The sequence below is a fragment of the Ciceribacter thiooxidans genome, from assembly GCF_014126615.1.
Taxonomy (GTDB): domain Bacteria; phylum Pseudomonadota; class Alphaproteobacteria; order Rhizobiales; family Rhizobiaceae; genus Allorhizobium; species Allorhizobium thiooxidans.
In genome coordinates, this window is sequence record NZ_CP059896.1 from 2,999,431 (window position 1) to 3,016,678 (window position 17,248).

The window sequence follows — 17,248 nt, forward strand, 5'->3', positions numbered from 1 at the left end:
ATGCCTGATTAATGCAGCTGCGAAAGAATGCCGTCAGGGCCGCGAAGGGGACGGTTGTCGAGCAGCATTCGATAGAACTCGATGCGCGCGTCGTCAGATTTGGTTTTGAGGTGATCGACGCAGAGCTTGAGGCAATCCGCGTCGGCCTTGTCGAAAAGAAGGACTGAGCCACGCTCGTCGACGCTGATGATGGCCATGGTGAAACAGGCGCTGTAGAACGCGTAAACGTTGGTCATTTCGGTTTCCTGATCCTCTGCGACACTCGTGGCCACCATCTCAGCGCTCATGCTGACGGTTCCGCACTTGATCTTGCTTGCGTCGATCCGGCCCATGATATCGATCCCCAGGCGAGTGGTTTCCGACACGGGAACTGTTGCGGTAATCGATCCCACCGCCAGATTTTCCCTTCGTTCCATGCTCATTCTCCTTCCTCAATTTCTTGCAGACCGTCGGTTGTGGTGTCGCACATCGGCGCCTCGTAGGGCTCTCCGAGATCGCGTGCGACGTACTCCGGATCATAGGGCCTCAAACGGTTGAGCGCCTCCGCCAGCCTCGTTGCCAGGCCATCGGAAATCTCGGCGTAATAGTCGGCCAGTGCCTCCGCATTGGCCATCCGCTGGCCCGCCAGCTTGTCCTTGAAGGCGGCCATGATCACGCCCCCGTCCCGAGGGTGAACGCCGGAATGCCCGCGACGAATGCCGCCGTGGTCGGCAGCGTGGCACCGGAGGTGACGGCGGCGAGTTCGGCAATGCCATATTGCCAGACCGCCGAGCGCCACTGGAAGAAGGCCTCGCCCTCTGCCGCGAAGGTCGCGTTAGGATCGCCGCGATAGGTGACCGCCGTCGTGATGCTGTCGTAGCCGTATTCACGCGCCGTCGCGTTCATCGCTTGTGCCAGCAGCCCGGCATATTTCGCCTTCGTCGCGGCGTCGGTGGCCGCCGCAGGCCACCAGCCGGCGATCGTGGTGGAGATCGTCTCCGGCACGGCGGGCCATTCGAGCGTGGCCGTGATCAGTGCGATCTCGTCCGGCTTCAGCTGTGCCTTGATGATGTCCTGCTCCGCCTCCGGAAGCTGCGAGGTCGCGAACGCCGCCGCCTGCCTCCAGAACGCCGCATCACCGAGGATCGACTGTGAGCCGAGCCACCACGCGGCGCAGGCAACGGAGCGGGATGCGGTGCCGCTTTCGACGGCATTGACGACCATCTCGGCGAGATTGGCCCATGTGTTTCCGATCAGGTTCATGTCTCTTTCCTCTTTTCTCTGGTGGCTTGTTCGGTCATTGTGCGATCCCCAGGACGTAGTAGCGGATGCCGACGATCGGCGACGGGTCGTATTCGTAGTGGATGGTGGGGTAGTCACTCTGATTGTAGTACTGGCGGATGGGGTTGCCCTTGAACGTGTGGAAGGTTGCCTGCACCTGCCCGTAGGTCACGTAGGTCGAGTCGCCGGTGTTTTTCATATTCGTCCAGCCGACATCATAGACCGCGCACTTGCCGGCGGTCGGCACACGGACACGCTTGCTGAAGGCAATTTGCAGATCGCCGCTGACCGAGTAATTGCCCGCGCCGTGCACCGTCACATATTTGACGAAGGTGAACATGCCGGCGCCGCTGTAGTTGACCACGTAGGTGTTTTCGCCGGTCCCGACCGCAATATAGCCCTCGGCGAGGATCTGCACTGCCGGCCACCTGCTGTCGATCGCAATGTCGGCAAAGCTCGGAGTGGCCGAGGCTCCCGGCCGCAGGAACTGGACGACGTTCTCGCCGCCGGAGGTGAACTGGCGGAGCACATTGTTCGTGCCGCTGGTCGGGCCGGTGCTGTCGGCCGCATAGACCAGAAAGCGCGCACGGCACGCCGCATTCGGATTGGAGAAACGGATCAGCGATCCGTCGATCCAGTAGGACGCGCCGAAGTCGGTTGAGAGCGGTGGCGCCGGATAGGCGATAGCCCCTCCCTCTTCGTAGAAGTGCAGGTCAACGACCGTGTTCGCCGGCAGGGTGATACCGCAGTTGTAAGACGACGATCCGGCCGGCACCGCGATGTCGGCCGCCGCGATGATCTTGGCGGGAATGTTCGACGCATCGAAGGCCAGTTGTGTGGCAGTTGCCGTGCGAACGTCGAAGCCGGGCTTGGACACCTTGCATTCGGTCGAGGTGATCCGCACTTGCTGTTGCCCGGCAACGGCCGCTAGCGGTGTGCCGTCGATGATCGCCGTGTTGTCCCCCGGCAACCGCCAGATGATCAGGTGGTTGAGATCGGTCAGAGAATTGGCCGGCTGGTTCCAGTCCTGGAGGCGGATACTCGGCTGTTGCGGGTTGAGGGTCGCCGCGAAGTAGCCGGAGAAGGTATAGGTGGCGTCGGCCGCCAGCCACCCGGATTGCCGCGCGCTGCGGAGCCTCCATGCGCCACCGCGATTGTCATAGCCGGACAACGTCTTTTCGACGACCCCGCCGATGTAGCGACCCGTCGAGGAATCCACGACTTTGATGTCGTAGAGCGGGAAGGTGTACAGCATGTTGCTGAAGTACGGGTTCGTGAAAACCTCGTTCTGGTTCCCGTTGTAGTAGGCATGGAACATGGTCCAGTTCGAAGACGACGGGGTATAGGTCGGGCCTGCGGTGGTGTTGAGCGACCTGACCTTGAGGTCCGATAGCTTCACGTCCTTCGACCATTTCGAGTTATAAAGGAAGCGGGCGACGAGGCTGTCGTCGGTCGTCAGGGGAGGATACGTCCCCTTGGTGATCTTGACGCTCTGGACGCCGACATAATCGTAGCCAATCCCTGTCATCGTCATGACGAGATCACAATCGTGCCGGCGTTGAGGTCAATCACCATCTTGCCGTTGGAGCTTTGCAGCACGCCCGCGGTCAGCGTGCCGCAGTTCGCCGAAACGGCAGAGAGCGAATTGACGGAGAGCTTGTTTGCCGTGATAGCGCCATCGACGATCAGGTCGGCGGCATTTCTTTCGCGCACCGACATACTACCGACGTAGACAGGGCCGGTAGTGTTGTCGCGCTGCACATAAGCCGCTAGCGATGCTGTTCGTGCGCCACCCGGTGCCGTCAGAGATACATTGGCGGTTTGCATTCCGGGGCCGCGCGCGCCCGTGATTAGGTAGTCGACATAGCTGATAATAGCCCCATTGCCGTCAATCCAATGTATGCGAAGCAAGCACTCGTAGTTGTCGTTCGAGTAGGACGATCCGCCGATCCAATAAGATGCGCCGCCCTTGACCGGAAATGACTTACCGTTGAGCGCGACGGTATATCCTCCGCTACCCCACGGCCCGGCGTAATACTGCAACACGTTGTAGGACGACATAAGGTTATGATCGTCCCATAACTGCCACCCCGGACCACTCCAATTCGCGATGTCAATCATCTGGTTGTCAGGCACGAGGTTGCTGAAATCGGTCAGCACCAGTTGCTTCGCCGTGATCGAGTTTGCAGCGATCTTGTCGGCACCGATCGTGTTCGCCGCGATCTTGTCGCCTGTGATCGTGAGCGCCGCGACCTTCTCGCCGGTGACGGAACCGGCCACCAACTTCTCGGTTGTGACGGAACCAGCCGCGATCTTGTCTGCCGTCACCGAGCCAGTGGACAGATGAAGAGCGGTGATCGCATTGGTGACGATATTGCCGCCTTCAATGAGCGTGACGCCCGTTGGGGCCCACGGCGACAACTCAGTCTGGTTTACGGTTGCCTCCCCAAAGTATGGGAAGGCGACCCACGTATAACTGTCGGTACCGTAAGTCGCCGAATGCCCCCAGCAACGAAAGAAAACCCGGCAATAGGCAGCAGTCGCGGGAGCTTGCCCGATGACGCCAACCCGAACGTAGTTGGCCAGGTTCTTTTGCGGGTCGAAGTTTTGATGCGTCGGCGCATCAGCGAACGAATACCCTACGGTAGTGCCTGCCGCGTCGGTCCATTTTATGTGCGCTCGGCAGTAATCACTTCGATGGCCGAACACGTAGGCGGATATTTCGTAACGCGTACCTGCCGCAACTGAAAACTCAACCGCGCTACCATCGGGATTAACGGGAATAACGTCTGCGAATTGCCCGTAGCTAGCCGCCCCCGTCTGGATAACCTGTAGTGAGCCTGTCGGCACAGCATACGTGTTCGTCGCTACGGACACCAACCATTCGCCACCGGTTATAAAATAGGACCAACCAGTCATCCCGGCAGCGAAATCACTGTTGACAATTCGGTTTCTTCCACCGCCCCCTACTGCAAGCTTGTCGGCCGTAATCGCCCCAGCAGCGAGAATGCTGGTCGTCACCGCCCCGGCCGCAAGTTGTGTGGTGCCGATCGCGCCCGCGACCACTTTACCTGCGGTCACCGAATTGACGGCGAGGATGTCTGCCGTCACCGATCCGGCAGCGAGCTTCGCAGTCGTTACCGAGCCAGCCGCCAGTTTCTCCGCTGTAATGGCTTCCGCGGCGAGCTTCTCGGCAATCACCGAACCGGCCGCCAGCTTGTCTGTGCTGACCGACCCTGCCGCCAGCTTCGGCGTCGATATGGCCCCGTCGGTGATTTGCGTCGAAGTGATCTGGCCCGTCAGTTTCGCGGCCGCCACGGCGGCGATCTGGGCGTCGGTCAATTGCCCCGTGACGTCGGTGGCCGCCACCGCTGCAGTCCACGCTGCACCCGTGTAGCGATAGAGCTTGTCGTCGGTCGAAAGGTAGACCACCCGTCCTTCGACATTGCCGGTTGCGGGCAACTCCGAAACGATCTCGACCGGCTTCAGGCTGGCGGCGAACTTCGTCGCCGTTATTGCCTCGTCGGCGATCTTCTGCGCCGTGACTGCCGCGTCGGCGAGCTTCGTCCCGAGCACCGCCCCGTTGGCGATGATGTCGGCCGTCACGGCCGCGAGCGCGAGCTTCGCGGTGCTGATGGCCTGATTGGCGACCTTCAGCTCGGTCACCGCCTCGTCCATGATCTTCGATGCGGTGACGGCCGAGTCCGCGAGCTTCTGGGCGATGACCGAATTGTCGGCGAGAACGTCACCGCTGACAGCTCCAGCCGCGAGGTCATCGGAAGTCAGCCTAATGTCAGGAAGTATGACTTCAAGCCATGCAGACCATTCCGTCGTTCTCGTCGAATACGGGATGAGCTTTCCACGGACTTCGTACGTCTGCGCGGGCAGGAAGGTGCCATTCAGAATCCACGCCCACGGATCGGAGTACGGCAGTGAGTCCACGTCGAAGATGATCGCAGTCGTGGTGGCACGCCGCACCTGCACCCGGACGTTCCGCACGTCGTCGAGATCGTCTGGAGCAAGTACCTTGATCGCCGGACGGCGCGCGTTGTTAGCCGCATCATATATCGTGTCCGGCTGCACCTCCCATCCGTCGAATGCCTGCGCCGGAGGGATGATCGGGCCGGTCCACCCGACTGCGGTCGGCAGTTCGAGGTCCGTTGACCAGTCATAGTCCGCCGGATCGATCTCGCGCAGCGTCACGAGCTGGTTGATGGTCGGGCGGCCGACGATCGCCTCGACGAGGAATTTCTTGTTCGCATAGCCATTGCGGTCCGACGTCCACGAAACGACGTCGTTCGGCTCCAGCGGGTATGCATCCGGCGGCAGGAAGAACTGGTGCACCCGAAACTTGCGGGCATCGTTGAGGATTGCCACCATCAGGCGCTGCACCTGGTTGGCAAATGGGCACGCCTTGAAGTCGACATTGGTGAGGAGGCGCCGATCGCCGTCCGCCGCCTCGAGCGTCGCGTCGTAACGCGCCGGCGCCGTCTTCGATGCCCACACCTCGGACGGTTCCGGATAGCTAGCCTCTATGCCGTTGATCGTCTCGTCGAGCGAGGGGAACGGCTCCAGGCTTTGCCCCTCGGTGACGAGAATATCATCGTCCGTGAAGGAATAGACGGCAGAGCCAGGCGCGCCGACCAGCGGCTTGAACACGCCACCGACTTCGGCCAGGCGCATGTTCGCAGCCTTGGCGAGTTCCCGCACGGCATCGATCCCGGTTTCGTTGCCTTGGATCTGATAGGAACTGCGATAAGCGGGCTCAGTCCCGCCGCCGCTGAGCGAGATGATATGACCACACTCCTGCGCAGCTGCAATCCATGCGGACGACGGCAAGCGATTGACATTGACATTCTGCCCGCCGTAGAACCACTCGCCGGCGTAGTAGATGCCGCGAATGACGTTGTAGGCCTGCACGACCGGATTGACGGACGGCTCCCATGTCGAGGGATTGTCCCACCGGTGAAGGCCGGAACCGCCGTTCGTCGAATCCTTGCGGATGTCGTAAAGCGGGATCGACTGGAGTTCGAAGACGCACGTCGGGACAGACTTGTGGAGATCCTTGTTGAAACGTGCGGTGACGATCGCATACGGGCAGCCGCGCCCGATCATGCTCGCCGACCACGGGCGGTCCGGATCGGTCGAGAATTTCTCGGTCAGATAGGCATCCGCCGTCGTCTGTGTGCCGTCGTAGAACTTGATCCAGAGATAGTCCTTGCCGCCCTTTCGGTACTCGCTCACCGGATAGCCGTAGGAGGCGTGCGCCTCGGCCGTCAGCAGCGTCACCTTTTCGCCGTTGACAAACACTGCATTGAGGCCGGCGCAAGGAAGGTTTCCCAGTTCGATCACATCGACGAAATAGGCATTCGGCGTCTTGCTCGCCGTTCCCCAGGAACCGGCATAATTGCGGATGCCGGCGGTGGCATAGGTTCCGAGGATCGCGGAAACCGGATTGTCGTCGCCGGTCTGGATCGAAACGGTAACGCCACTCGCGGTCGTCTGGGTCTTGGCATGCGCCTTCTGCCAGAGCGAAAGCCCGTAGGAGGCGGCGACCGCGATACCGAGCTGCAGCAGGCTGGCGCCGATCCCGGTTAGCCCGAAGAAGGCGGGAATCGCCGCCGCAAGCGGGCCGGCATGCGCAAGCGATGCGCCCGCCAGGTAGGCGGCGCTTGCAGACAGAAATGTGCGGAGTTTCATCAGCCGACCTTGAATGCCCTTGTGGCGCGTGAACGGTCGACCGTCCCGAAGCCGCGGGCGGTCATCACGAAAATTCGCTCGCCGTTGACGACGCCGAGCACTTCGCCGATCGCGCTGCCGTCGGTCACAGTGACGATGTCGCCGACACGCGCCATGCTGGGGTGGGCGTGTTCCGGGAGAAGCGATGCGGCGAGGTCGCCGAGGCTCGCATGGCCGCTGTTGCGCAGCACGCGAAGAGCGCCGATCGCGGTCGTGTAGCGCCGGCGATAGGCCGATGCCACGTCGACGCCCGTCAGCGCCAGGACGAGGTTTCCGGCAAGCCCCACGGCGCAATCATTGTCGCCCCACGAGAACGGCTCCAGCCGCAGCCGGTCGCAGGCGCGATCGAACTGCCGCCGCCAGTCGGCGACCCTCGTCAGCTCTTCTGTCCCCACGGCACTTCCCATGTCCCGACCGTCCCCTTGTACTTTCCCCACTCGTCGCCCGAGCGGCGCTTCTGACCCTGATATGATGCCTTCTGCGGATTGGTGCGCGAGAGCATCGAGATGGCCTCGGAGATCACCGACACAGTGACGTCTCCCTCCTCGCCGGCCGCCGGCGTGTGGATCGGAGCCTCGTCCACCTGCCCGAGAAACGCGATTTCGCCAGGGCCGACCGGCTGCTTCGCCGTCGCGTCGAGAAGCACGTCGTGGATCTCGACGCGCGCAAGCCGGATGTCGTAGCCGCGCACGAGCTGCTGGGCGATATCGGCGACCTGCGAAAACCGGATGCTGACCGTCTGCGTCGTCAGGTCCGCAACGCGCGGGATTTCGCCGATGTCGAGATTGAGCGCGCCGTAGAATGTCCGCTCCTCGGCGACGCCGGTCGTGCCGGAGACGACCTCGAAAACGACGTCTTCGTCGCCGGTCCAGAAACCGACCTCGACGAGCGCGCCGGTCAACCGATCCTTCGCGTAGAACGTGACGGCCCGCCGCGGGACAATGGAGCCGTCACGCGCCGCCTGAAGTGCTGCAAGGAAGTTGGCCGAGATGTCTTTCATCTTCCGTCTGGCGCTGGTCGACTCTCGCATTTCGCCATGCTTCTATGGCGATGACTTTTGGGGAGGAGAGACGATGAGTGATGAGTTTGCCGTGCGATACAATGCAGTCGAGCACACCGTTCTGATCATGCTTCAACGGCTGGTCTTCGAAATTGCTTCGATGAAGGGAGAGAAAGGAACTCCTTGGATAGAGGAGTTCCGCAACGCATGCGTCACGGAGATGAACGACGCCAGAACATCAGCCGAGACACAAGTCTCGCAAGACATCCGGACGCTCTCGAGGAGCATCGTCGAGAATGTGGCGACGATGGCGAAAGATCGCCTCGCAGCGCGGCGCAGTGAAGATGGCCATCCTTAAAGACAAAAATATCCTGAATCTCGTTCATCATCGCCGGCCTACTTCTTCTGAATGATCTGGAAGCCCTGCCCCGCAGTGATGCTCCCGTTGACGGTGCCTTCGCTCACGCTGCCGGGCACGATGACGCATTTGCAGGCGGGCCGCACGAGCACTGCGGCATTCCCGGCCGCAACCCATGGCGGGACGTTGGGAAAGACATCCGTCGCCGGCAGCACGCCGTTTCCGGCTGCAATGGCGTCGGTGCTGAATTCGAGAAAGGCGACCTTGTCCGGGTAGGCGGCGGACGTGACCTGAAGCTTGTCTCCGGTCGTGATCCGGTAGCCGGCGGGAAGCCCTGCGAGGCTGATCGTGTTCAGGCTCACCCCGACGGATTGCACGGTGACGGTGGAGGCGCCGATGATCGCGCCGCCAGGGTCGGATGCCGGAAAGCAGCGGAACGGGTCGCGAAACAGAAAGGTGTCGCGTGCGCCGCGCAAAGCCCGGATGCGTGCAGCCATCGCCTCGGCTAGGGCACTTTTCGACGTCCGCAGCGTGACGGATGCGCTCCACAGCTCCGGCGCCATGGCAGCCTGCCAAACCCGCGCGTCTCCGATCCCGGAAAGCTCATTGTTTTCCCGGATCTTCCAGCGGAACGGCATCAGCCGCAGATGGTCGAAGAAGTCTGCGAGCGAGAGCATGCGCCGCCCTTCCCTATTTGATTTTGTTCGGCCCTACTTGATCTTGTTTGGATTGCGGTTGATTTCCTGAATTCTGTATGGAAGGCGACCGTCATACCGCTTGAGGGCCTTCTGAGTGGAGCGATCGGCGGCCGCCTCCATGTTGGCGATCAGTTCCTTGTCCCCTGTTCCGGCCACGGAGACATTCATGTTCAGGGTAAGCGTATCCCCTCCGCCTGTACGGGCCGGGGCGCGCAGATCGACGGGAATGCGCCGGCCATCCGGGAGCGGCACGGCCGCCTCGGCACGCCCCGTCTCGCCGAAAATCGCCGCCGTTCTGGAAACGCCGCCATTGGCGAATGTCTTGAGCGGCTTGCCGAACCGGGCGACGCCGCCGTCTGCGAAGGGAAAGGCCTGAAACAGGCTTCCGAGCAGCCCGCCCCCGCCGCCGACGCCGGCGAATGGTCCGGTCCCGAGCAGTGCCGCCTGGGCGACGGCTTCGATCAGCGTGTTCAGGAAACCGTCGAGAGCCTCGTTACCCGTTTCAATTTTCGGGATGAGCTTGGAAAAGGCGTCATAGGTCGTCTGGGCGAAGAAGTCGGCCCGTTCGACGATCTTGTCCTGCTTCTGCGCGAGCTTCTCCGCCTCCGCCGCGGCATTGGCGTAGCCGGATGCCATGGCGTCGATGCTCTGCTCTAGCTTCGGCGTGATGTCGAGGCCGGCTTTCTGCGCTGCCGAAAGCAGTTCCTGCTTCGCGCGCGCATATTCCAGCGTATAGCCGAAATCGTCGATCAGCGGATTGAGCGAGGCCATCGCCGATGTCTCGGCGGTGATCGCCGCCGTCCGCTCCCGGATCTGCTCGACCTCGCGCTCGTAATCACTGACCTTAGACTTCGATCCGGATTTCGACTTGCCGGGCGGTGGCGGGTTGTCTTTGACAGATACGGGATCGACGACGACCGGCTTGCGCCGCCCGCCACGCGTCGAAGAACCGCCCATCAGGCCGTTAGTGCTTCCGGTAAGCGGATCTCCAACCGTGGAAATTCCCTCGACCGTTTCCGGCATGTTCGCGGCGTCGGCTCTGAGTCTGGCAAGCTCGGAACGTACCTCCGCAAGGCGTGCGAGCGCCTCCGTATTGTTGATATCAAGGCTCGTATTCAGTTTAATACGCTCTTGCAGGATCTTGATCTCACGCTCCAATCCGGCGATTTTCGTTTCAGCCTCGGATACGTCCGGGTTGAATGCCCTGCCTTCCGCGTCAGCACCTCCAAGCGCTTCGTTCAAGGCCTTGAATGCATCAGCATTTCCGGCGGAGTGAAGAAAGTCTTCGAATTCCGATTTCGCCGTTCTGATGCGCTCGATGAAGCCAGAAACATCGACATCCTGAATAACAGTCGCGACGTCGTTGATCCCGCCGGCGAACCTTTTTGCCGCCCATGTGGAATTGTTGAATTCGCGCGCGACGTCAGTCAAAGAATTCCACAGATTCGTTGTTGCCTGACCGACCGTGAACGTCGAGCCTGCGACCTTCTCCTCGAGGATGACTGATCCGGCCTCGAATGCGCGAAAGAATGTGCGGGACGAGATCGCGCCGTCGACGACCAACTGTTTCAGCTTGGAGACGGAACCGCCTGCCTCCTTGAGACCGGCCGCGGCCGCCTGGGCGATCGTCGGCGCACCTTCGAGGATTGATCCGAATTCTTCTGCATGGACCGTGCCGCTTCCGAGTGCCTGGCCGAGCTGCAGCAATGCGCCACTCGCGGCCTGTGCATCGGTGCCGGCAACGCGCAGCGCCAGCGCGACGTTGTTGGTAAACCCACCCAATTCCTCGGTTGTGACGCCGAGCTCCTTCTGTGCCTGAGCGGCCTTTCCATAGAGGACAGCGAGCGTTTCCAGCGGAACAGCATTATCCATCGCAGCTTTGGCAAGACCCTTATAGACGCGCTCCAGCTCGGCACCGGAAAGTCCAGCAACCTTCAACGCATTATCGATACGTGTGGCCGAATCGGAGAGTTCGATCATTTCTCTCACGATTGTTCCGCCAGCAAAGGCAGCCAGCATGCCCCGTCCAAGCCCAAGCATGCTTGACGAAACGTTCTTGTTTGCCTGCATAAATCGCTTCTCGACCTGCGCCATGCGCTTGTTCGCGATCGCGCTGGCCTTCGCCATTTCATTCGCAAACTGTTTTATTTGAGCCTCCAGTGAAACGATCAGGCGTTCTGCGGTAATTGCCATAATCATTGATCCTTGCTAACGTCTGCCCTTATGGATGGGTTTTTGAAATTTGTAGGCGTGGCAGTCTTTGCCGTCTGTCTTATCGGGCTGGTATTCGCGGCAATGACGACCCGCGGAAGCGGAATTGCTATCGCAGTCTACCTGCTGCCAGTTATGGTTGGTGGCGCTGCGATTTACGCGCTCGGAGCAATCGTCGATCACCTGTCGGCAATAAGATCGAATGCTGAGCGCCAGACGGCCGCAATCGATGCCATCCACGCTGCGTTGCGCGATAAGTAATTCCTGTCAGAACCCCTCGATCCCGAGCTCGCCGAGACGATCGTCATCCATGGCCGGAGCCGCGCGTTCCCCACCGTTGGCGCGGTGATATCCTTCCTGCAGGCAGGAAAATTCCCAGAGCGTCATCTGGCCTATGTCGCGATGGACGATTCCGGCCCATTGGTAGAAGTGTGAGAACCGCCATTTTCCGCGCGGGAGCGGCGCGGCCTCGTCGCCGCCGTCCCCGCCTCGCCCTCCCCCGGCACGTCGTCTCCCGGTCCGAACAACACCGCCATCAGGATACCCTGTGCAATCGGTATCGCCTCGGTGAGCGGACGGTCCTCCACATGCAGGCGCACCAGCTCGCGGGCCTTGTCCTTGGCAAGCCCGCCGCCTTCCAGCCCGAAGCGGATCGTCTCGGTGATGTCGTTGACCATCCATCGGCCGCTGGCGAGCCGTTCGAGGATATGCTGGGGCCCGGCGTCGCATTTGTCCTGCAGCGCGCGAAGAAGATCGATGGTGAGCAGGAATGTATGCTCGCCGCCGGCCCATGTGAGATCGACGCCCCGCATGGTCAGGCCTTCGCGGTGCGGGTCGGCAGGCCGTCGAACTGGATGTCGATCTCGGCCGTCACTTTCGCACCCCGTTCCGCGGAGTTGTTCAGGTTGACGAGATAGGCCGGGCCCGTCTCGTATTCCGTCTCGCCGACGGCGGCGTTGAGGTGGCCGATGCGGATGTTCTTCGTCGCGCCGGAATACCACCAGTCGATCATCGTGCCGTGGCTCTGCGAAGCCCACACACCTGTCCCGGAGATCGTCACTTCCTGCGACTGCACGGCCCGCTCGACCGCGGCGGGAAGGCTTTCGTCGTCGCAGTCCGGAACCTCGGAGGTCGACATGTTCGACGTCCGGTTGACCCCACGCGAGGTGAGCCCGCAGATCTTCGAGTAGACGCCGGGAGTGTTGGTTTCGATCTCCACGACCATCTGATGGAAGTTTTCAGTCGTTGCGCGTGCCATCGGCTTTCTCCATGGGAAATCGGTCCGGATCGCTCCGTCCGGTGTGAGGCCTTTCGGCCGTGGTCATATCGGTATTGCTATTCCGCGTCCGGGGATGCGGTCTTCCGCGCCGCACTGGCGCGCGCGGGAGATTTTGTCCGTGTCGCAAGCTTTTTCGACACGGCATAATCGACGACGTCGCGAGGCCATTGCTGCGGCGCGGCCGACGGCTTGAAATTGAAGGAGAGCCGGCTTCCCGGCCGGCGGTAGTTCCCTTCCGCCTTCACGATCATCCACGCCATCATGCGGCCTCGACCAGCGCGTCGAGCTGCACGACGCCGTGCACGGTCAGAGGGTCCGGATCATCGATGATCCGCCACAGCGACACCCGCAGGCTGACAAGCGCCGATGTTCCGAGATCGAAATCCTGCTCGTGCAGCACGGCACGAACGGCGGCGATCATGTCGTCCATCGACCAGCGGTCGGGCCGGCGCGACCAGATATCGAGCTGCACCGTGATCTCCTGCCCGTCGATGCACTCCGCATCATCGGGAATGCCGTAGAAGGGCCCACGGCTGATATAGGCGTTCTTGTCGCCCCATGGACTGTCCGGCACCTTGTCATAGACGGCATTGACCAGTGCCATGACCGCGGCATCGGCAAGCATCGCTCCGCGCACCGCATCCCATAGCTCCTGACCGACGCTCATCTGGCACCTTCCTTGATCGCTTTACGGATCGCTCCGGTCATGCGGCGCTTTGCTTTCCGGCGAACCATGCGCCAGCCCGGAAAGAAGAATGGCTGCGCCGCCATTCCGGGATTCTGCGTTCCCGCGAACTTGCCCTTGTTGACGTGCGGAGAAGTTCCGAATTCGACGAAGCGCGCATAAAAGGCATCGCCGCCGCCGGCATATATGGTGATGCGCATGCCGCCAGCGGTGCGCTTGCTGGTCAGGAGTGCGATACTGCCCTTTGGCGCATCGCCCCATGTCCACCCGATGCTGTCTTTCAGCGCCCCGCTGTCTTCCGGAGCCAGGCTCCTGATGACATCGACAGCTTCCTCGGCCGCCTGCTCCATCGCCTCGCGGACGCGCGCCAGAACCCTTTCCGGAATGGTGCGGGTGAGCTTGCGGTGAAGCCTGTCCAGACCCTGAACGCTCATGCCGCCACGCCGCTTTCGACCGTTACGTCGACCCACGTCCGGTCCGATGTCTCGATGACCGACCGCACGGCGTAGACAAAGCCGGTGCGCAGATCGCGCATCCGCCAGTCGGTCGCAATCCGCCTCGTCTTCGACGAGGCACGAACACGCACGACGACCGGTTGCCGCCCTTCGAGCCGGGAGGCGATCACCGTCTCTCCACCGCGAAGCGGTGTGAACGAGGCCCGGCAAGGAAACTGCTCGACGAAGTCAGACCGCTCATTGCCGTGGCCGTCGTCGACGGCGGCGCGGGCATCGAACGCCACCCGCTCGCGGAGATCCCCGGCGCCGGTCATGGCTTACTGGATCCGCGCGGCCGCAACCGAGAGCGAGGTCACAGCGTCATAGGTCAGCGCCACCTTGTTGCTGTCGGCGCTGTTGCGGAACGCGACGGGCAGCGGCGGAATGATCGCGGTCGCACCGGCGGCGACGGATAGCACGATATTGGAGCGCGTGAGTTCCCCGTAGCGGGAGTCCGCGATCGTGGTGTAGGCGGCGGTCACCGTCACCTGCTTTGCCGAGACGTCATCGTTCTTGATGACGACGAAGGCGCGACTGTCCCACACGAACTTGTCGCCGCCGGCCGCAGCCGCGGCAAAGGTGATCGCACCGCCGTCCTCGTCGGACAGATTCTGGATGCTGAGGTCTGCCATGTTCTTGTCTCCTGTTGCGGGAACTAGACGCCGACGCGCCGGAACGGTGCGATCAGTGCCGACACACCGAAGGGAATTTCCGATTGCGGCCCCTCGGCCGAAGCCTCGCGGTTGTTGTACCAGTGCGCGACCATGAGCAGGATCGCCGTGCGGATTGCCGGCGGCACGTCGGTGGCCGCCGCGCCATATCCGGCCGTGAACTCGACCCGCACACCGTCGCTGCGGTCGTCGTAGACGCTCGGAAAGGTGAAGCTGTCGCCGAAACGAACGACAGTCCCTCGCTCGTCTTCAATGCTGGTGAAAAGCGAGGCAGACACGGTCTGCTCCACATTGTCGCTGTCGAAATACTTGACCGTGGCGGCAGAGACGTCGGGAAGCGGCAACCGCATGAACCGGCATGCCGGCCAGTCGCCGAAACTGATCCGCCAGTCCTGGTCGATCAGGCACCGCCCAAGCACACCGGACCATCCGTCCAGATGCGAAACGGCTGCGTCGATCAATGCCAAGATGACGGCATCGTCGTCATCGCTGTCGACCCGGCAATGCGCGCGGGCCTCGTCGATCGATACCGGGCTCACGGCAGGAGGCGTGATACGGACTGGGCGGAGCATGGGCGGCCTTCGCTCTTACTGGTCGATGCTTTTGCCATCGCCTTCGGCGGCGTTCTTTTCCGCCTCGGTCGTGGCCGTCTTTTCGGCGGCTTGCTGATCGGCCTTGGCCTCGGCCGCGGCATCTTTCGCCGCTTTCTCTGACGCGATCTCGGCATTGTCCCGGTGCGGCTTCGCCCATTTCTCCCGAACGGCGACTTCGGCGAGATCGCCGTCGATGATTTCGCCGACGGTGATGGTGCGCGTCATCGCTTCCTTGTCCGGGCGGCCCGGAAATGCTTTCACGACCTTCGCTTTCATGGCTGGATTCTCCTTTGAGTGGACGGGGCGGTCACCCGCCCCGTAACGGTATTACGCCTGGTCGGCTTCGGGCTGGTTGTAACCCTGCCCCTTGACCACGAGGCCAGCGATCGGCGTTCCGGCCGCATGGGTTCCGGAGAAGTCGGCGAGGATCTTGAGATAGCGCTTGCCGCCGACATAACCGAAGCGATAGGCCGCCGCCGCGGCATGGGCCGCGGTCAATGCCTTGATGATCCCGCCGCTGCCAACGGCGGCAACACCGAGGATGTCCTTCGCCTCGACGGCGGTATAGGTGGAATCGTCGTCCGAATGCGTGACCTTGAACTCGATCTTGTTGGTCGTGTCGAAGGTGATCCCGCCGACGCCGATTGCCAGCAGGATCTCCGCGGCATTGTAGCCCTGCAGGTCGATGGCCGTGGGTGTGTTGTCCGCCGAGAGCACCGCTGCACCGATGGCCGAAACCACCGTGAAATCCGAGTGAATATCCTTCATCTCGCTATTCCTTCTGTGAAGATTGAGGTTGACGGCGGCGCTCGCCGCCGCCGTCTGGCGTCGTGGCTGCACGTTACGTCGAGCACTTCAGGAGCTTGATCGCCTCGAAGTTCTGCACGCCGCCGCCCACGCGCTTCGTCGTGTAGAAGTGCACGTACGGCTTGTTGGTATAGGGGTCGCGCAGGACGCGGATGCCGAACCGATCGATGATCAGGTACCCGCGCTGGAAATTACCGAAAGCGACCGGGAAGGCATTCGCGCCGAGTGCCGGCATGTTGTCATCGGTCGCGACCGGCTTTCCGAGGATGGTGGCGACGTTCGCCGGGCCGCTCGGAGGCGCCCAGAGATAGTTGCCCTGTCCGTCCTTGAACTTGCGGACCGTTTCCATGACGGCATCCGACGTCAGCCAGGACGCACCATTCCGGTAGCCCTCTTTCAGGCTGTAGAAAAGCGAGATCAGTGCATCGGCAGGATTGGTCGCCGCAAAATCGGCGGCGGCACCAGTAGCGGTAAAACCGATCTTGCCCCAGGCATAGGATGCATTGGCGACCGTGTCGTAGGCAAGAATGCCGCGGGGTTTCATCACGCCGTTACCGCTGATGAAGGCAGCACCTTCCTGTTCGGCAAACGTGATCGAAACCTCGTTTGCCAGCCAGGCCGCGATATCGACGCGGGCGTCGTCGAGCAGAGTCTGCGTTGCGGCGGGGTTCGCGTAGATTTCCGCCGTGTTGAAAACCAGCTCGCGCAAGGTCGGTGTCGCAGTCTCCGGCCGTGCATCCTTCTCGCCGACCCATCCGGCATCCGCGCCGCCCATATTGACGAGCTTCTTGTAGGTGTCGGTGGAAATGGTCATGGCGGTGGCGATGCTGCGCATTGCCGACACGGTGCCGACGACACGGTCGATCGTGTTCGACATCTCCTCCGGAACCACGTAGCCGCCGTCCGGATCGGAAAGAGTCGAGAGCGATGCCTTGACCTCGAGGTCGCGGATATCGGCATCAACCGCACGATCTCCCTTGCGGAACCACTTGTTGAAAGTGGCCGCGTGCTCTGCCTTGGCTGGGTCGACAGCATCGCCGGATCCGCCGCCGATCTTGATGGCGGCGAGGGTCGCATTCACATCGTCGAGTGCCTTCTGGAGCTTCGTCACCTCAGAATTGATGCGATCGACCTTTTCCGTCTGAACGACGTCCGCCAGTTTTGCATTGATGCCTTTCAGCTCCGCATCACGCTCGGCCTTGAAAGCCTCGAACGTCTGCTTGAGTTCGGCAAGGATAGCCGCGGCGTTGCTGCTGTCGGCGCGGACGCCCGTGAGGCCACGAGCCCGGTGATTGAGCGCAGGCGCCATCGTCATTGCGAGCGACGTGCCGAGGGCATGGGGAGTGTGCACGAGGGCGGTGAAATCGACGGCGCCGGACACGGTAAACGCGATGAAGGCGCAGGCGATCGCTGCGACACAGAGTGTCGCGATGAATTTTCCGGTTTTCATTTG

The 17,248-nt window shown here is 62.0% G+C and carries 21 protein-coding genes; 1 reads left to right on the forward strand and 20 read right to left on the reverse strand.

Annotated elements, in window-relative coordinates; translation table 11 throughout:
• Positions 1-8 precede the first annotated feature (8 nt).
• From H4I97_RS14675 to H4I97_RS14705, 7 genes are all read right to left on the reverse strand, one after another.
• Positions 9-422, reverse strand: a complete 414-nt coding sequence (locus tag H4I97_RS14675) for a hypothetical protein (RefSeq protein ID WP_182305383.1) — start codon at positions 420-422, stop codon at positions 9-11.
• Positions 419-649 carry a hypothetical protein gene (locus tag H4I97_RS14680; protein ID WP_182305384.1) on the reverse strand — a complete coding sequence of 77 codons (231 nt, stop codon included), beginning with the start codon at positions 647-649 and terminating at the stop codon, positions 419-421. The genes H4I97_RS14675 and H4I97_RS14680 overlap by 4 nt, the downstream gene beginning before the upstream one ends.
• Before the next feature lie 2 nt (positions 650-651).
• On the reverse strand, positions 652-1,242 hold the full coding sequence (locus H4I97_RS24865; RefSeq protein ID WP_342344124.1) for a hypothetical protein: 591 nt from the start codon (positions 1,240-1,242) through the stop codon (positions 652-654).
• Between the two features lie 34 nt (positions 1,243-1,276).
• A complete protein-coding gene (locus H4I97_RS14690) occupies positions 1,277-2,794 on the reverse strand; it encodes a hypothetical protein (protein ID WP_182305385.1) in 1,518 nt (505 codons plus the stop codon).
• Entirely contained in the window at positions 2,791-6,612 is a 3,822-nt protein-coding gene (locus tag H4I97_RS14695; protein WP_182305386.1) for a phage tail protein, read from the reverse strand. The genes H4I97_RS14690 and H4I97_RS14695 overlap by 4 nt, the downstream gene beginning before the upstream one ends.
• Positions 6,613-6,959: 347 nt before the next feature.
• Positions 6,960-7,394: a DUF6950 family protein gene (locus H4I97_RS14700; RefSeq protein WP_244658660.1), complete on the reverse strand. Its 435-nt coding sequence runs from the start codon at positions 7,392-7,394 to the stop codon at positions 6,960-6,962.
• Complete coding sequence (locus H4I97_RS14705) at positions 7,376-7,999, reverse strand: hypothetical protein (RefSeq protein ID WP_182305388.1); 624 nt, start codon at positions 7,997-7,999, stop codon at positions 7,376-7,378. Before H4I97_RS14705 ends, H4I97_RS14700 begins: the two co-directional genes overlap by 19 nt.
• Between H4I97_RS14705 and H4I97_RS14710 the strand changes: the two genes are divergently transcribed.
• Positions 7,989-8,357, forward strand: coding sequence for a hypothetical protein (locus tag H4I97_RS14710; RefSeq protein WP_182305389.1), 369 nt, complete (start codon positions 7,989-7,991; stop codon positions 8,355-8,357). The two genes, H4I97_RS14705 and H4I97_RS14710, sit on opposite strands and share 11 nt — an antisense overlap.
• 38 nt (positions 8,358-8,395) lie before the next feature.
• Here H4I97_RS14710 and H4I97_RS14715 read toward each other — a convergent pair whose 3' ends face one another.
• The 13 genes from H4I97_RS14715 to H4I97_RS14775 all read right to left on the reverse strand — a co-directional run bounded on the left by H4I97_RS14715 (position 8,396) and on the right by H4I97_RS14775 (position 17,245).
• Positions 8,396-9,034, reverse strand: coding sequence for a hypothetical protein (locus H4I97_RS14715; protein WP_182305390.1), 639 nt, complete (start codon positions 9,032-9,034; stop codon positions 8,396-8,398).
• Between the two features lie 33 nt (positions 9,035-9,067).
• A complete protein-coding gene (locus H4I97_RS14720) occupies positions 9,068-11,182 on the reverse strand; it encodes a tape measure protein (RefSeq protein WP_182305391.1) in 2,115 nt (704 codons plus the stop codon).
• 476 nt (positions 11,183-11,658) lie between these two features.
• The gene (locus H4I97_RS14725) at positions 11,659-12,078 is read right to left on the reverse strand and encodes a gene transfer agent family protein (RefSeq protein WP_182305392.1); all 420 of its coding nucleotides are present in this window, start codon (positions 12,076-12,078) and stop codon (positions 11,659-11,661) included.
• A gap of 2 nt (positions 12,079-12,080) precedes the next feature.
• Positions 12,081-12,524 (reverse strand): phage tail tube protein, encoded by a 444-nt coding sequence (locus H4I97_RS14730; RefSeq protein WP_182305393.1) that lies wholly within the window; start codon positions 12,522-12,524, stop codon positions 12,081-12,083.
• Positions 12,525-12,601: 77 nt separating this feature from the next.
• Positions 12,602-12,796, reverse strand: a complete 195-nt coding sequence (locus H4I97_RS14735) for a hypothetical protein (RefSeq protein ID WP_244658661.1) — start codon at positions 12,794-12,796, stop codon at positions 12,602-12,604.
• Between the two features lie 8 nt (positions 12,797-12,804).
• Positions 12,805-13,212, reverse strand: coding sequence for a DUF3168 domain-containing protein (locus H4I97_RS14740; RefSeq protein WP_182305395.1), 408 nt, complete (start codon positions 13,210-13,212; stop codon positions 12,805-12,807).
• Entirely contained in the window at positions 13,209-13,664 is a 456-nt protein-coding gene (locus H4I97_RS14745) for an HK97-gp10 family putative phage morphogenesis protein (RefSeq protein WP_182305396.1), read from the reverse strand. Before H4I97_RS14745 ends, H4I97_RS14740 begins: the two co-directional genes overlap by 4 nt.
• Positions 13,661-13,999 carry a head-tail adaptor protein gene (locus tag H4I97_RS14750; protein ID WP_182305397.1) on the reverse strand — a complete coding sequence of 113 codons (339 nt, stop codon included), beginning with the start codon at positions 13,997-13,999 and terminating at the stop codon, positions 13,661-13,663. The genes H4I97_RS14745 and H4I97_RS14750 overlap by 4 nt, the downstream gene beginning before the upstream one ends.
• 3 nt (positions 14,000-14,002) lie before the next feature.
• Complete coding sequence (locus tag H4I97_RS14755; RefSeq protein WP_182305398.1) at positions 14,003-14,356, reverse strand: hypothetical protein; 354 nt, start codon at positions 14,354-14,356, stop codon at positions 14,003-14,005.
• Between the two features lie 23 nt (positions 14,357-14,379).
• A complete protein-coding gene (locus tag H4I97_RS14760) occupies positions 14,380-14,967 on the reverse strand; it encodes a head-tail connector protein (RefSeq protein ID WP_182305399.1) in 588 nt (195 codons plus the stop codon).
• Between the two features lie 15 nt (positions 14,968-14,982).
• Positions 14,983-15,264 (reverse strand): hypothetical protein, encoded by a 282-nt coding sequence (locus H4I97_RS14765; protein WP_182305400.1) that lies wholly within the window; start codon positions 15,262-15,264, stop codon positions 14,983-14,985.
• A gap of 51 nt (positions 15,265-15,315) precedes the next feature.
• Complete coding sequence (locus H4I97_RS14770) at positions 15,316-15,756, reverse strand: hypothetical protein (RefSeq protein ID WP_182305401.1); 441 nt, start codon at positions 15,754-15,756, stop codon at positions 15,316-15,318.
• Between the two features lie 73 nt (positions 15,757-15,829).
• Positions 15,830-17,245 (reverse strand): phage major capsid protein, encoded by a 1,416-nt coding sequence (locus H4I97_RS14775; RefSeq protein ID WP_244658662.1) that lies wholly within the window; start codon positions 17,243-17,245, stop codon positions 15,830-15,832.
• Positions 17,246-17,248: the final 3 nt, after the last annotated feature.